General features: G+C 58.8%; 16 protein-coding genes. 10 read left to right on the top strand and 6 right to left on the bottom strand.

The window, feature by feature from the left end:
- The first annotated feature begins 1 nt into the window (after position 1).
- Complete coding sequence (locus D6851_RS00570; RefSeq protein ID WP_120322944.1) at positions 2-352, top strand: YbaN family protein; 351 nt, start codon at positions 2-4, stop codon at positions 350-352.
- Positions 353-452: 100 nt separating this feature from the next.
- Here D6851_RS00570 and D6851_RS00565 read toward each other — a convergent pair whose 3' ends face one another.
- Positions 453-977 carry a sterol desaturase family protein gene (locus D6851_RS00565; protein ID WP_120322943.1) on the bottom strand — a complete coding sequence of 175 codons (525 nt, stop codon included), beginning with the start codon at positions 975-977 and terminating at the stop codon, positions 453-455.
- Between the two features lie 656 nt (positions 978-1,633).
- Between D6851_RS00565 and leuC the strand changes: the two genes are divergently transcribed.
- The 8 genes from leuC (at position 1,634) to D6851_RS00525 (ending at position 6,413) form a co-directional block, all read left to right on the top strand.
- Positions 1,634-3,067: a 3-isopropylmalate dehydratase large subunit gene (gene leuC / locus D6851_RS00560; RefSeq protein ID WP_120322942.1), complete on the top strand. Its 1,434-nt coding sequence runs from the start codon at positions 1,634-1,636 to the stop codon at positions 3,065-3,067.
- A gap of 54 nt (positions 3,068-3,121) precedes the next feature.
- On the top strand, positions 3,122-3,649 hold the full coding sequence (locus tag D6851_RS00555; RefSeq protein ID WP_120322941.1) for a DNA-deoxyinosine glycosylase: 528 nt from the start codon (positions 3,122-3,124) through the stop codon (positions 3,647-3,649).
- A 7-nt stretch (positions 3,650-3,656) separates the two neighbouring features.
- Positions 3,657-3,818, top strand: coding sequence for an isopropylmalate isomerase (locus D6851_RS00550; RefSeq protein ID WP_120322940.1), 162 nt, complete (start codon positions 3,657-3,659; stop codon positions 3,816-3,818).
- Positions 3,818-4,420: a 3-isopropylmalate dehydratase small subunit gene (leuD, locus tag D6851_RS00545; RefSeq protein ID WP_120322939.1), complete on the top strand. Its 603-nt coding sequence runs from the start codon at positions 3,818-3,820 to the stop codon at positions 4,418-4,420. The genes D6851_RS00550 and leuD overlap by 1 nt, the downstream gene beginning before the upstream one ends.
- A 47-nt stretch (positions 4,421-4,467) precedes the next feature.
- The gene (locus D6851_RS00540) at positions 4,468-4,791 is read left to right on the top strand and encodes a DUF1476 domain-containing protein (RefSeq protein ID WP_120322938.1); all 324 of its coding nucleotides are present in this window, start codon (positions 4,468-4,470) and stop codon (positions 4,789-4,791) included.
- A gap of 35 nt (positions 4,792-4,826) precedes the next feature.
- The gene (locus D6851_RS00535) at positions 4,827-5,060 is read left to right on the top strand and encodes a BolA family protein (RefSeq protein WP_120322937.1); all 234 of its coding nucleotides are present in this window, start codon (positions 4,827-4,829) and stop codon (positions 5,058-5,060) included.
- Positions 5,061-5,094: 34 nt separating this feature from the next.
- Positions 5,095-5,424 carry a Grx4 family monothiol glutaredoxin gene (grxD, locus tag D6851_RS00530; protein WP_120322936.1) on the top strand — a complete coding sequence of 110 codons (330 nt, stop codon included), beginning with the start codon at positions 5,095-5,097 and terminating at the stop codon, positions 5,422-5,424.
- Positions 5,425-5,573: 149 nt separating this feature from the next.
- The gene (locus tag D6851_RS00525) at positions 5,574-6,413 is read left to right on the top strand and encodes an alpha/beta fold hydrolase (RefSeq protein WP_210210302.1); all 840 of its coding nucleotides are present in this window, start codon (positions 5,574-5,576) and stop codon (positions 6,411-6,413) included.
- 325 nt (positions 6,414-6,738) lie between these two features.
- Here the strand turns inward: D6851_RS00525 and D6851_RS00520 are convergent, their stop codons facing one another.
- Positions 6,739-7,059, bottom strand: coding sequence for an IS110 family transposase (locus D6851_RS00520; protein WP_120322935.1), 321 nt, complete (start codon positions 7,057-7,059; stop codon positions 6,739-6,741).
- Positions 7,060-7,370: 311 nt separating this feature from the next.
- On the opposite strand from D6851_RS00520, the gene D6851_RS00515 reads away from it, so the two are divergent.
- Entirely contained in the window at positions 7,371-8,219 is an 849-nt protein-coding gene (locus tag D6851_RS00515; RefSeq protein ID WP_120323457.1) for a beta-etherase, read from the top strand.
- 63 nt (positions 8,220-8,282) lie between these two features.
- Here D6851_RS00515 and mdoH read toward each other — a convergent pair whose 3' ends face one another.
- From mdoH to D6851_RS00495, 4 genes are all read right to left on the bottom strand, one after another.
- Entirely contained in the window at positions 8,283-10,052 is a 1,770-nt protein-coding gene (mdoH, locus tag D6851_RS00510) for a glucans biosynthesis glucosyltransferase MdoH (protein ID WP_238473873.1), read from the bottom strand.
- Between the two features lie 5 nt (positions 10,053-10,057).
- Positions 10,058-11,473, bottom strand: coding sequence for a glucan biosynthesis protein D (locus D6851_RS00505; protein ID WP_238473872.1), 1,416 nt, complete (start codon positions 11,471-11,473; stop codon positions 10,058-10,060).
- 134 nt (positions 11,474-11,607) lie between these two features.
- Entirely contained in the window at positions 11,608-12,846 is a 1,239-nt protein-coding gene (locus D6851_RS00500; protein WP_120322933.1) for an efflux RND transporter periplasmic adaptor subunit, read from the bottom strand.
- Positions 12,839-14,116 (bottom strand): TolC family protein, encoded by a 1,278-nt coding sequence (locus tag D6851_RS00495; RefSeq protein WP_147395395.1) that lies wholly within the window; start codon positions 14,114-14,116, stop codon positions 12,839-12,841. The genes D6851_RS00500 and D6851_RS00495 overlap by 8 nt, the downstream gene beginning before the upstream one ends.
- Between the last annotated feature and the right edge of the window lie 41 nt (positions 14,117-14,157).

Here is a 14,157-nt window from a genome sequence, read left to right as displayed (position 1 = left end):
CATGCGCCGGTCGCTTTACATGGCGGCCGGTCTTTTGTGCGTCGCCCTTGGCGCTATCGGCGCAGCACTTCCGATTCTTCCGACGGTGCCTTTCCTTTTACTGGCGGCTTTCTGCTTTGCCCGCGGCAATCCTGAATGGGAACGCCGCCTGCTGGATCACCCGCGCTGGGGCCCGCCACTGCTACGCTGGCGGGACAAGCGCGCCATCAGCCGCAAGGCCAAGATTTCCGCCATTTTGGCCATGGGCGCCGGCGTCTTATTTACCGGAGTAACGCTTGGGTTCCCCTGGGTCGGTATTTCGATTGCCGTTCTGGCCATCGCGGGAAGCTGGATCTGGACAAGGCCCGAATAAGCCCCGTCTTTCACCATCCGGCACAAGGCGGAACGGGTTATTGTCCCTTTTCTTATCTGCGGTGCACAAAGCTAGCGGCGGCACGGAACTGTAGGAAAGGTTATTTTCGCGTCTCTGCACTTCCGCGCAAAGTGGCGATTCCCGCCTCTTTCTGGCGCTTTAGTTCGGCTTTGAGGACTACGGGATCGCGGGCGAATACGAAACCGAAGCTGACACCACCTTCTTTTCCGATAGTGGCGTGGTGAAGTTTATGCGCCTGAACAAGGCGGCGCGCATAACCCTTCTTTGGAACCCAGCGGAAATAGCGCTGATGAACTAAACCATCGTGAACCAGCGTATATATGATGCCGTAACCCAAAATGCCGAGACCGATCCATGTGCCCGGCCACCATGCCGCCTCACCCATCACCAGCGGCGAGCCCAGCGCGAACATGGAAATGCTCATAGCAGCGCCGACAATTGCGTAAAGATCGTTCTTTTCCAATAGGTTGTCATGCGGCTCATGGTGGTCGCGATGCCATCCCCAGCCCCATCCATGCATGATATATTTGTGGCTCGCCCAGGCGACCCACTCCATGGCGAGCATGGATGCCAGAACGATCAGGGCGGGAAGAAGAATGTTCATATGAACGGATTATAGCCTATCAACGGGGCGCAGAACAGAACTGAAGAGGCGTAGAAGCACTCTGAAGAGGCGCAGAACCGGATCGAGCAGGGCCTGAGCCTCACAACGCGGCCGCATATCACAACAAGCGACACCCAAATGGATTTCTGCATGACAAACTCGCCTGTGCCTCGGCCCGACCGGGTGGACCCGCGCAAAGCTTATTTGCCATGCCCCGCAAGCAGATCGCCACCCCTTCATGCTCTCCGCTCTCATAGCTATCGCATCGCCCGCTCCGCCAAATCCTGCAACGTATGACAATTCCGCTATCGGAGCCGGATCGTCCGACCCGACCGGCAGATCGATCTTGTGGCAAAACGCCAGGGCGCCTCGCTCCCGCGAATTAACTTTTTCCTCACGCGAGCTCGATCAGACAGGCAAAGCCTGCCAGTAATATTCACGCAACAGATTTACCCAGGAAGAAGTAATATTACTTAATTTGCGACTCAATCGCATTTAGGAAAAACCAGCAGCGTAACTGCGCCGTTTCCGACAGGATTAGCCCGGCGCCGGGCAGCACGAAACGAAACATGCCGACAAGCACTGTCGAAAAAGATTGGGACGTGACAAATTTTGATGACTTGCCATGCGTGTTCGGTAGGCTTAGGCGACGCGCCATGTCTGACAGAGCCCGCACACTTTACGAAAAAATCTGGGATGCCCATGTGGTGGAACGCCGCGAGGATGGCACCTGCCTGATCTTTATCGATCGCCATCTGGTTCACGAAGTGACCAGCCCGCAGGCGTTCGAGGCGCTGCGCCTTGCCGGGCGCAAGCTGCGCCGGCCCGAACTGACGCTCGCCGTGCCCGATCACAATCTGCCTACCACTGCACGGCTCGATGAAAATGGCAACCGCCTGCCGATTGCCGATCCGCAAAGCGCGCAGCAGCTTGCCGCACTCGAAGCCAATGTCGCTGAATTCGGCGTCCGCTATTTCGGCGCGACCGCGCGCGAACAGGGCATCGTCCATGTGGTCGGCCCCGAACAGGGCTTCTCTCTGCCCGGTGCGACCATCGTGTGCGGAGACAGCCATACGGCCGCCCATGGCGGGGTTGGCGCGCTCGCTTTCGGAATCGGCACCAGCGAAGTCGAACATGTCATGGCGACCCAGACTTTGCTGCTGAAACAGTCGAAGACGATGGAAGTGCGGGTCGAAGGCACGCTCAATCCGGGCGTCACGGCTAAGGATCTCATCCTGCATATTGTCGGCACGATCGGCACGGCCGGCGGCACTGGCTATGTGATCGAATATCGCGGCAAGGTGTTCGAGGAAATGAGCGTCGAAGGCCGGCTGACCGTTTGCAACATGTCCATCGAAGGCGGCGCACGCGCCGGTCTGGTCGCGCCCGATGACAAGACCTTTGCCTATCTCAAGGGGCGCCACTTTTCACCGAAGGGCGAAGACTGGGAGCGTGCGGTCGAATATTGGCGCACACTCAAAACCGATGAAGGCGCCACTTTCGACAAATCGGTGACGATCAATGCCGGCGATGTGCAGCCGACCGTTACCTGGGGCACCAGCCCCGAAGATGTCGTGCCGATTGGCGGTATCGTTCCCGCGCCGGAAAGCTTTCCCGATCCCTCCAAGCAGAATGCCGCGCGCAAGAGCCTCGATTATATGGGGCTCGAACCGGGGCAGCGCATGGATGAAGTCGAGATCGAGAACATCTTCATCGGCAGTTGCACCAATAGCCGGATCGAAGATCTGCGCGAAGCCGCCGCGATCCTGAAAGGGCGCAAAAAGGCCGATAATGTCAAATGGGCCATTGTGGTACCCGGATCGGGTCTGGTGAAGGAACAGGCCGAAGCCGAAGGGCTCGACAGGATTTTTACCGAGGCCGGTCTCGAATGGCGCGAACCGGGCTGTTCCGCCTGTCTCGGGATGAATCCGGACAAGGTTCCCGCAGGCGAACGCTGCGCTTCGACCAGCAACCGCAATTTCGTCGGCCGGCAAGGCCCCGGCGCCCGGACCCATCTGGTATCTCCGGCCATGGCCGCCGCGGCAGCGGTGACCGGCAAGCTGACCGATGTGCGTGATCTGGTTAGTTAAAACAAACTCTTTAACCGATATGGCGCGCTGCACAGTTGTGCGGCGCGTCCTGACATGACGATACGCAAATCCTCTTTCGCACCTGTCGTCGCACCCGATACGCGGCTGCTGATCCTGGGCAGCCTGCCCGGCGAAGCCTCGCTGCAAGCGCAGCGTTATTATGCCCATCCGCGCAATCTGTTCTGGCATCTGACCGGACAGGCTATCGGGCGCGACCTGACAGCGATGGATTACAAGACTCGGCTGGAAACGCTGCTCGCCGAAAAAATCGGCCTGTGGGATGTCGTCGCTTCGGCCACCCGACAGGGGAGCCTCGACACAGCCATTCGCGACGTTGCGCATAATTCGCTGCGCGAACTCGCCCATAGCCTTCCCGATCTGCGCGCCATCGCCTTTAACGGAGCCAAATCGGCCAAAATCGGCATGAACTTGCTCGACGGCGAACCCTATCATCTGCTGGCCCTGCCCTCTTCCAGTCCGGCCTATGCCGCCATGCCAAGGGGTGAGAAAGAAAAGCTTTGGCAAAAGCTGGATGAATTGCGCGGCTTACCCCTTGCCTCCGGCGATGAGCGGGCGCATTGACGCTCCCATGACCAAGAAGATTCCATCCGGCTTCACCGGCACCGCTGCACTGGCGGGCGCGATCGGTTCTGCTGCCATCGCCGCCGCCCTTCTCTATGCGTCCCGACGTAAGGAAAAGAAAGCACCCCGGCTGATGGGGCCGCATGGCGAAAATCCGGAGACCGATTGATGGAAGCTGTCCAGGAAATTGATGGCCGCGCGATTCCCTTCGGCCAGAAAAACGTCGATACCGACCTGATTATTCCGGCCAAATGGCTCAAAACGATCAGCCGCGAAGGTCTGGGCGAAGGTGCATTCGAAGCCGTGCGCGCCGAAGAAGGAAATATTTTCGATCAGCCCGAATATATGGGCGCTCCGATATTGATTGCGGGGGATAATTTCGGCTGCGGATCGAGCCGCGAACATGCGGCCTGGGCGCTGCTGGATATGGGCGTCAAAGCCGTGATCGCACCGAGCTTTTCCGATATTTTCTCCGGCAATGCGTTCAAGAACGGCATTCTGACCGTGGTTCTGCCTCAGGAACAGATCGACCGCCTGATGGAAGTGGCGCAGACCGATCCGGTTTCGATCGATCTCGAAAACCAGACCGTGACCACGCCGTTTCAGGACCGGTTTACATTCGATATCGATCCCTTCCGCAAGGATTGCCTGCTGAAAGGTCTCGACGAAGTGGGCCTGACACTGGCCCGCAATGCGTCTATCGATACCTATGAAGCCCGGCAAAAGGACGCGATGCCCTGGTACGCCAAAGGCACGGGTCTTGCCGCCTGAGCGGCGCCGCACCATCTTATACGCGATTATCTGCCTGAGAGGATAGAATGACAGATTTCAACGATCGTGAGCGCGCCGAGGAAGCGAAATTCGCATTCGACAATGAAAATGCTTTTCGCATTGCCGCCCGCCGGAACCGCCTGCTGGGCCAGTGGGCCGCCGAAAAAATGAGCCTTACCGCCGAAGAAACCGAAGCCTATGCCAAAGCGGTGGTGCAGGCCGATTTCGAGGAAGCCGGAGACGAAGACGTGGTCCGCAAGCTGCTGGGCGATCTCACTGCGGCCGGTGTCGATATCGATGAAGCGCAGGTTCGCAAAGCACTGGAAGAAAAGGCAATCGAAGCCCGCCGCCAGTTGCTCGACAAACTCTGAATACCCCTTCCCTTATTTTGCAGGAGCATTGACCCATGGCCATGCCCGCCGCTGAAATCGAAGCCCTTATCAAGGCCGCCCTTCCCGATGCGAATGTCGAGATTCAGGATCTCGCCGGTGACGGAGACCATTATGCCGCACGCGTCAGTTCTCCTGCCTTTGCCGGAAAAAACCGCGTCCAGCAGCACAAGATGGTCTTCGATGCGCTGGGCGGGCGCATGGGTGGTGAACTTCATGCCTTGCAACTGACCACTGTCGTTCCCAACTGACAGCCACACACAGAATTCTAATCGGGTTATTTTGATGTCGGATATTAACGAGCGCATTTCCAAGATCGTCGGCGACAATGATGTCGTTCTGTTCATGAAGGGCACGCCGCTCTTCCCGCAATGCGGCTTTTCGAGCCGTGCGGTGGCGATTCTCGACCATTGCGGCGTGGCTTATGACAGTGTCGACGTGTTGCAGGACATGGAAATCCGTCAGGGCATCAAAACCTATTCCGACTGGCCGACCATCCCCCAGCTTTATGTGAAGGGCGAATTTGTCGGTGGCAGCGACATCATGATGGAAATGTTCGAAGCCGGCGAGCTGGCCCAGTTGATGGAAGACAAGCAGGTCGCCAAGGCGAGCTGAGTTTTTCCCCCGGCCTGCGGATTTTTCCGCCCATAGAGACAATGAAAGGCTCCGGAGCGATCCGGGGCCTTTCTTATGCGGACGACTGTCAAGCCGGTCTAGCGATTCTGCGAGTGCAAAGCCTCTCTGCCAATGTCGGCAGTGAGCCGATGCACGACGTTGCCCCACCTGAATACGGTCGCTATGCACGGCCGGAACGAAAGGTGAATATTATGCGAAGACATAGCTTTGAGCACGATGGCGTGGTCTTCTCCTTCCTCGACGCGGGCGGCGACGGCAAACCCTTGCTGGCGCTTCATGGCCACTGGATGGGAGCTTCAGATTTCGCGGAGGTTGCGAACGATCTCTCGCCCGAGTGGCGCGTCATCGCTCTCGACCAGCGTGGCTTCGGGGAAACCGACCACGGGGCCGCTCATCACATGGCCGCCTACATCGGCGATGCGGTCGCGCTTCTGGAGCACCTGTCCATCACCGAACCGGTTCCGGTGCTGGGGCACTCGTTCGGCGGGATCGTCGCCTATCATCTTGCGGCAGTGCACCCGGATCGGGTTGCCGCGATGATCATCGAAGACATCGGCGTGAATATGCAGGATGATTCCGCACCCTTTGTCACGAATTGGAGCGGCACCTTCCGACTGCGCGAAGCGTTGGAGGAACGGCTTGGCCCGCGACTTTCCCCCTATCTGCAGAACTCCATCTGCCGCGTGAAGGATGGATGGACGCTCAATTTCGATCCGGCCGAATTTCTGGAGTCGGAACAGGCAACCAATGGCGACCACTGGAATGTCTGGCTGCAAAGTCGCTGCCCCGCCCTGGTCGTTTCCGGCGGTGAAAGCCGTGTCAGCGACGCGGGAGAATTGAGGGCAATGGCGGAGAAGCGGGATGCCGCAGCCTTCGCCCAGCTGAAGGCTGGTCACTCTGTTCATATCGACGCTCGTTCGGAATTCGTAAACCTCCTGCGGCAATTCCTAAAACAGCAACATTTGTGAACGGCAGGTTTGTCCGCATCTGAGACATTGGGCATTGGCCGCAGCAAAGCTCACGGTGTCTGTCAAAGGCACCGAGTTCGGAGGCCGAACCAACACTGTTCACCGAGCTGCGTAAGCCTTTTCTTATTCGTGCCTGACATGATGATGTAAGGTCACCAAGTTCCTCTTTCGGTACGCGCTGGTTGATGGGGATGCTGCCCTTTTTTACGGTCGGTTATGCCGACCGGACCCCGCGCGCAGCATTTGTCTTCTGATAGCAAAAACAGATACTCGCGCACCATGGAGGCAAGAGCCATGTGGTGCTGTGGCGGCACATCCAGCGCCGTCAGTCGGCGGATGCTGCTAGGGACCACTCTTGGATGCTGTGTGGTTCATCAAGGCCAGACGCCCGCAAGAAGCCCTTGATCTTCTGTTTGATCTTGCCCCGGCTCTCCGCGATCCGTTTGCGGCAACGTACCAACGCTCGGTAGCCCTCTTGTTCGACTGACGGGATCGCAATCGGGCGCAACAGTCCTCGCGCATAGTACGTCGCCAGCTTCACCGCATCCAGCCGGTCGTTCTTGGCCGCCGCAGCATATCCGCGTGGAATGCGCGAGGCTGCAATGACCGACACGTTGAAACCTGCATCCTTCAAAACCCGCCACAAACCGCGAAATGCGTGTTGCTTTCTTTACCATGCTGGAAACTCCTATGATTGGAATGTTCCGGCATCGCAGCAGTCAGCCGCGCCGCCGTCCAGCATGGTATTTTTTATGCGCTGGCGGGCTGCTGCGCCGGTGGTTGAAAAATCCGGGTCGCGGCCCGTGCCGTAAATCGCTTCGGAAAAACAGACCGTCAGCGACGTAATTTTTGGCTTAATTTGATTATGACCGGACTTTTCCAGAAAGAGTCTGGCACCTTTGCCAACATCGCCCTATGCACAGGGCAACCAAAACCATCGCAGCAAAAGAGGATGCCGTGGCTCAAAACAACACTATTACCTTCTACGATCTCCAGCTTGCCAGTGGCTGCACGATCAGCCCCTTTGTCTGGGCGACCAAATATGCCCTCAAACACAAGGGCTTCGATCTTGACATTGTCCCCGGTGGCTTCACCGGAATCATGGACCGGACCGGTGGCCATACCGAAAGGCTTCCCGCCATTCAGGACGATGGCAAATGGGTGCTCGATAGCTGGCTGATTGCCGAATATCTCGACGAGACTTATCCTGACCGGCCGCGGCTGATCGGCAGCGAAAGCGAAAAGGTTCTCACCCAGACGCTGGAAAACTGGCTGTGGAAAACCGCTATCAGCCCATGGATGACCTGTTTCATCAAATCCTATCGCGACCGTTCAGTGCCCGAGGATCACGCCTATGTGACCGAAAGCCGCGAACGTATGTTCGGCAATAAGATCGAAGACATCATTATCGGGCGCGAAGACCGTCTGCCGCAGGTTCCGCCGCAACTGGAAATCCTGCGCACCACTTTGCGCAACCACAAATGGTTCGGCGGCGACAGCCCGAATTATGCCGATTACCGCTTGCTGGCGGTGTTCCTGTTCTGCGCCTCGGTAGCCGATACGCCTGTGCTAACCGAAGACGATCCGCTGCGCGACTGGATCGATCGCGGCTTCGATCTGTTCGGCGGACTGGGCCGTCATGAAGGCATGTCCCCGCTCTTCGGTCTCGAATTGCGCGAAGGCGATCCCGAACCCTTTATTCGCGATGCCGCGAAAATGGGCGGCGGGCTGGTCAGCCGCAATACCGGGCCCAGGAGCACGGGTGAGGAAACCGCTCATCTGCGCGGGGAAAAAACACCGGCCTGACTGTCATTCAGCAAGGCCGAAGAAAACCCCTCCCCGGACCCGTTCCGGGGAGGGGTTTTTCGTTCAGACCAGTTCACTGGGCACCCGGCCCACATTGATCGGCGGCGGCACCTTGAAATAGCCATTGCGACCCAGCACCGCACCCGCACCGGTGCGCGATGTCAGACTGACCAGCCATGGAGCGGTCAGCAGGCCGATAGTCAGCGGCGAAAGCCAGGCGGCGGTGATCGGATCGATGAACACCGTAGCTGCAAACAATACACCCAGCAGGATATGCGGTTTGAGATTGGGCAGCACATCGCGCACCGTCAGCCCTTTCGCTTCGCGCGACTGGGCATTCCAGCCCGACGACCGCCCGAGCAATATCTCACCCAGGGCCAGAAGCTGATTGACCATAGTAACGGGAGCCAGCAGCACGGCGAGCGGAATTTCCAGCAATACCGATTTGATGACCGACCATGTACCGCCATAACGCTCGCGCCGCTCGCGTCTGGACAGCAACCATGTCAGGCCCATGAATTTGGGGCCGAACAACAACAGGATGGTGAGCCACAAAACACTCGGCGGCGTGGTCTCGGTGATCGGGTTATGGCCCTGAAAGCCCGCTTGCGCGATGGCCGTTATAATCAGCACCAGCCAGGCGGGCGATGTGAGATAGGCCGAAGCCCCGATCAGCAGATGCATCCGGCTCGTCCAGTGCAGCCCCGGGGCATCGAGCAGACGCAAATGCTGGAGATTGCCCTGCATCCAGCGCCGGTCGCGAATGGCGTGATCGACAATGGTCGGGGGAAACTCCTCATAACTGCCATCGATCATCAGCATATGGACAGCCCAGCCCCGGCGGCGCAGCAGTGCCGATTCCACCATATCGTGGCTGAGAATATGCCCGCCGAAAGGCGGCGCTCCGCCCAGTTGCGGCAGACCGCAGCTCTCGGCAAAAGCCTTCACCCGGACAATGGCATTATGGCCCCAGAAATTGGCTTCCGATCCCGACCACCAGAGCAGCCCGGCAGAAGCGATCGGCCCGTAAGCATAACCGGCAAATTGCATCCAGCGCTGGAAAACGGTTCGGGCATTGATCGTCATCGGCACGGTCTGAAGCAGGCCGATAGAGGGGCGCTGTTCCATGATGGAAATCATGCCGTGAATGGCATCGCCACTCATCAGACTGTCGGCATCGAGGATGACCATATATTCATAAGCGCTGCCGAAACGCTCCAGCCATTCGGAAATATTGCCCGGTTTGCGGGCGATATTCTTCTCACGGCGGCGATAATAAACATTGATCGGCGCCTCGCGCGCGATTTTTTCCCATGCCGCCCATTCTTCCTTCCCGTGTTCGGGATTGGAATCGCTGAGAATGAAGAAATCGACATGTTTGCCAACACCGGCCGCCGCGATGGATGTGGCCATGGCTTCCACCCGGCCCATCACCGCGTCCACGCCTTCATTATAGACCGGCATCAGCACCGCCGTGCGATTATCCAGATCGCGGATCGATCCGGTGATCGCGGTAAAGCCCGGATGCCCCCCGACCATCAACTTGATAAAACCGATGGTCGAACTGACGAAGCCGAAGGCAATCCAGCAAAAGAGTGGCACGAAAAGCAGCAGCAGCAGGATTTCGATGAAATCCAGCCCGTCGCGCGAAAAGGCGAAGCGCACTTCGGTTGAGGCCGCCATGCCGAGCACGCCGGTTGCCGCGATAAGCAGTAAACGTTTGCCCAGCAGGCCCTGCGGCGTCGTCTTGACCTCGATCGAGCCGGGGGGATTGCCCTCCAGCTTCTGCAAGGTCATTTCAAGAGGAGCTTCTTCCGGCAGATTGGCGGGCATATCTCTCATGCTTGCAGCGATGTGATGACAGTCTCGGTCAAAGCGTCGGAACCGCGCTGCAAAAACAGGCGGCAATCGAGCGGCTCGGTCAGATTATCGCGGATATCCAGCATGGCCCGCCAGCGATTGGGCTGATCGACCACAGGATAGGCGCTGGAGGACAGAACAGCGTCTTCCGGCAGGTTGGTCACGATTTCCACCCCGCTTTCGCGGTCGAGCCCGGCAAGGCTTTCTCCTTCGAAATCGAAGACATATTTGCTCGCCCCGGCGATCACCTTCTTGCCGGGAATGCCGGCCGGACCGATAAAGAAATCGACATTGCGCGCCACGACATTCTTTGTCGGGTCCTCGGATGTCCAGTGGAGGCTATAGGCAAGCTCCATGCTGCCGCCGGCCCTGGCCGGCTCCTTCGGCGTCCAGAAGGCCCCGATATTATCGGTCGTTTCCCGGTCTGTCGGCATTTCATAGAGCATGACTTCGCCTGCCCCCCAGTCACCCTGCGGCGTGACCCAGAGATTAGGCCGACGATCATAAAAGACGCTGTCATCCTGATAATGATCGAACTTCTGGTCACGCTGAAGCAGGCCGAAGCCTTTCGGGCTTTGCGTCTGGAACGTGTTGACCCGAGGATGATCGGGATTGGCGAGCGGGCGCCAGATCCTTTCACCCGTCCCGCTCCAGATTGCCAGACCGTCGGAATCATGGATTTCGGGGCGCCAGTCGCTGTCCCGGTGGTCGTCGGACTGATCGTACCAGAACATGCTGGTTTCGGGAGCGATGCCGAGGCGCTTGATATCCTTGCGGAAAAACAGAGCGGCACGGATATCCTGCGTCACCCCGGTTTGCCCCATCTGGCTGTCGAACCGATAGGCACCGGTCACGCTCGGCCCGTTGAGCAACGCATAGATGATAAAATGCTCTTCCCCCACACGTTCGATCCAGAAATCGGTAAAATCGGGGAACTCTTCGGCTTCGCTCAGGCCGATATTCACGGCGATGGCTCGGGCCGAAAGGCCATATTGCCCCCGCGAACCCGAAGCGCGGAAATAGGAAGCCCCGAGATAAGCGAGCCAGTCGCGCTCTCCGCTGCTGTCCATCACGCGGAAACCGGCCGCATCGGCATCCTTGCCGCCGATGAACAGGCTGCTCGTATCCTCGATCAGACGCGCTTTGCCATTTTCCAGAATATGCATGGCAACCGGGTGTTCAGCCACTGTGCGAGCGGCAGGAAAGAGGCGCACCGAGCCTTCTATCGCTTCGGCCTCACCATAGCTCAGCTTGACATATTCGTCGAAATCGCTGGCCATGACTTCGGCTTTTGTCTGTCCCGCATAGGCCTGCCGGGCCAGATCGCGGGCGCGCTTTTTCAGCCTGTCCCAGGAAAATTTTTCCGGCGGGCCGAGGCGGCCGGTTTGAGCCATAAGCGGTGAAAAAGACGCACATGCAGCAAGACTGGCGAAAAGTGCGCAAGCACTTCGCCGGGTAAATTGAGATGTTTCAGTCAGCTTTCGTCTCCTTGGAGGCATTGGCGGCCTGAGGGGAAGACGCTTCAGGCTCAGTTCGCGTTCCCGCCGGTTTCAGATGTTTCGTCAGCCGGTGCCGAACGCCAGCCGGAAATTACCAGATCGCCGGATGACAGACGAGGCGAACGAACTTCCGTAAACTGCCCGTCGCTGGCCCCCACAACCACATCCACCGGCTTCACTGCATCGTCTCCGTTAAGCAGGAAAATCGTGGCATGTCCCACCTGCGCTTCGGCAACCGGGCGCTCGGTCGCCGGATCGACATGGAAAGCACCGTTGGGCACCAGAAAGACATTCTCGCGAGGTGGCAGATCGACCGACACAGAAGCTTTCATCCCCGGATTGACCGCCAGCCTCTGATTATTGACCGCAACGATCAGTTGCTGCGCGGAAATATCCGTATCGTTGCCCTTGCTCGGTTCGGGCGTGATCCGTTTCACTTCGCCGGTGAAATCTTCATCGGGCAGCGTATCGAGCCTGATTTTGGCCGGCGCCCCGCGATTCAGCCCTTCGACGACCGTATCTTCCGCCGTAATCGGAATTTCGAGCTGTTCCATATTTGAGGCGATGACAAAGAGGACATCGCCCGGCGCTGTAGCGACATAGCCGGGATGCGCCTGTTTGGTAATCAGGAAGCCACTCACCGGTGAACGGATAATGCTGGCGGCGATACGCTTGCGCGTGGCCGAAAGATCGCCCTCGGCTTCCGCCATCTGGCTACGCGCCAGATCCACTTCCGATTTACGTTTGGTTACTTCCGCACGCGCCACTTCCAATTCTCCGCGCGACGGCACACGCCCGTCGGATTCGCGATAGACGCGCTCCATCCGGGAAAGCTGGGCCTGCGCTTCGGACAGGGCCGCCGTTGCGGTCTCGACCGCCGCCTTTGCGGTATCCGTCCGGCCTTTCAGTTCTTCAAGCCGGGCCTGCAATTCGCCGGCATCCATCCGCGCGAGAAACTGACCTTTTGTCACCCGCTTCGGATTGCCCGGCAGCACATCGCTCACAAGGCCTGCAAAAGGTGCCCGGACCTGCAATTCGCCCACAGCATGCACCGTGCCGGTAGCGGTAAGCTGAGGTTGCAAGGTGCCGCGTTCGAGCTTGTGCAGGATATAAGGCGTGTCATGGCCGGTGAAAAAGCGCAGCATCAGAAATGCCAGCACCGCAACCGCCACCACGACGATAGCCCAGATAATCTTGCGCTGGCGGCTGGTGGCCGGACGCGCATCGAGCAGATCGTCGAGATTGTCAGGCGAGCCTGTATCAATCATCGGATGAAGCGCCCTTTGTCATAGTGTCCGCTGTCGGCGTAGCCGGTGGCGTTACAGACGGCTGAGCGGGCGCGGGACTGTCCCACCCGCCGCCCAGCGCGGTGTAGAAATTCACCATGGCGGCGGCCCGCTGCGCTTCAGCATGAGCCAGCGAGCGCTGCACCGATCCCAGCGCATCTTCCGCCACATAGATCCGCGCGAAATCGCCATAACCGTTATTATAGGCCAGCTTGGCATCCTTGATCGCCGCTTCTGCGGACTGGCGCGCATCGGTCAGAGCATCGGCCTGTGCTATGGCAGATTGCAATATCTGGCGCGAATGTTCGACCTCGTTGCGCGCTTTCTGCACCGCCCCCTGATAGGTTTTCAACGCATCGGCCAGTTCGGCAGGGAATTGCGCAGCGGAGCCTGCCTTTTGTGCAGCCAGAGCGGCTTCCACCTGATCGCGGCCGATACCGGCATCGATCAGCTCTGCCGACAAAGTGCGCTCAGCCTCACGCAGATCGGCCCGGCGCCAGGGCAGATAATCGGCCTCATCATTGCCCAGCAGCGTATCGCCATAGGGAATGAGCCCCTGCGCACCGATACGATCCGCCAGTTCATCGGGCGTAATCCCGACAAGTTGCGCGAGCGTAATGATCCGCTCCTGCAATTCCGCTTCGATCTGCCCCAGCGTGGTCCATGTCTGGGCATGCTGGACACGTGCCAGATCTTCGTCATAGGCGCGGGCAAGGCCCGCTTCCCGGCGATAAGCGGCGACTTCGCGATTATCCTGCTGGCTTTCCAGACGGGATTTTACACTGTTATGGACCAGTTGCTGTTCGCGCACCGCAATATAGGCCAGCGCGATTTCTGCCGCGATTCGGGCTTCGGCATCGCCTTTGCGATATTGCATCGCCGATAGCCGGGCCTTGCCGGCTTCATCTCCGCGAGCGCCCTTACCGAACAGCGCGGACAGGCCGCCCTTGTCCGAACCATCTCCGATATCGGCCAGTGCCTGACGATAATCCCGCTGTGCGCGGGCGATATCGGCATTGTTGGCCTGCCCCTGTTCGATCAGCCCGGTCAGGACCGGATCGTTGAAGCTGCGCCACCAATGGGCAAGCGCCTGTGTGTCTTGCCCGGAATCCTGCGGATCGGCCTTAACCGGTGCAGACAGAGTGAAAGCAAAGTCCCTGCCATCCTGAACAGGTGTGGTGCATGCCGTGCAGGCCAGAGTAAATATCAGGCCGAACGTGGTTGCAAAGGGCGGGATTCTTTTTTCGATCAACACATTGCGCGGATAGCAGGCTCAGCCATTTATCCAATAGT

It is taken from the genome of Altericroceibacterium spongiae, from assembly GCF_003610805.1.
GTDB classification, from domain to species: domain Bacteria; phylum Pseudomonadota; class Alphaproteobacteria; order Sphingomonadales; family Sphingomonadaceae; genus Altericroceibacterium; species Altericroceibacterium spongiae.
Note: the sequence above shows the minus strand (reverse complement) of the source record. Positions and strands in the feature narration are given on the sequence as shown.

What these genes read in the sequence shown, in the direction of transcription:
- D6851_RS00570 (WP_120322944.1), top strand. Translation starts at nt 2, where the DNA reads ATGCGCCGGTCGCTTTACATGGCGGCCGGTCTTTTGTGCGTCGCCCTT.
- leuC (WP_120322942.1), top strand. Translation starts at nt 1,634, where the DNA reads ATGTCTGACAGAGCCCGCACACTTTACGAAAAAATCTGGGATGCCCAT.
- D6851_RS00525 (WP_210210302.1), top strand. Translation starts at nt 5,574, where the DNA reads ATGCACGACGTTGCCCCACCTGAATACGGTCGCTATGCACGGCCGGAA.
- leuD (WP_120322939.1), top strand. Translation starts at nt 3,818, where the DNA reads ATGGAAGCTGTCCAGGAAATTGATGGCCGCGCGATTCCCTTCGGCCAG.
- D6851_RS00540 (WP_120322938.1), top strand. Translation starts at nt 4,468, where the DNA reads ATGACAGATTTCAACGATCGTGAGCGCGCCGAGGAAGCGAAATTCGCA.
- mdoH (WP_238473873.1), bottom strand. Translation starts at nt 10,052, where the DNA reads ATGCCCGCCAATCTGCCGGAAGAAGCTCCTCTTGAAATGACCTTGCAG.
- D6851_RS00505 (WP_238473872.1), bottom strand. Translation starts at nt 11,473, where the DNA reads ATGGCTCAAACCGGCCGCCTCGGCCCGCCGGAAAAATTTTCCTGGGAC.
- D6851_RS00555 (WP_120322941.1), top strand. Translation starts at nt 3,122, where the DNA reads ATGACGATACGCAAATCCTCTTTCGCACCTGTCGTCGCACCCGATACG.
- D6851_RS00565 (WP_120322943.1), bottom strand. Translation starts at nt 977, where the DNA reads ATGAACATTCTTCTTCCCGCCCTGATCGTTCTGGCATCCATGCTCGCC.
- D6851_RS00535 (WP_120322937.1), top strand. Translation starts at nt 4,827, where the DNA reads ATGGCCATGCCCGCCGCTGAAATCGAAGCCCTTATCAAGGCCGCCCTT.
- grxD (WP_120322936.1), top strand. Translation starts at nt 5,095, where the DNA reads ATGTCGGATATTAACGAGCGCATTTCCAAGATCGTCGGCGACAATGAT.
- D6851_RS00500 (WP_120322933.1), bottom strand. Translation starts at nt 12,846, where the DNA reads ATGATTGATACAGGCTCGCCTGACAATCTCGACGATCTGCTCGATGCG.
- D6851_RS00550 (WP_120322940.1), top strand. Translation starts at nt 3,657, where the DNA reads ATGACCAAGAAGATTCCATCCGGCTTCACCGGCACCGCTGCACTGGCG.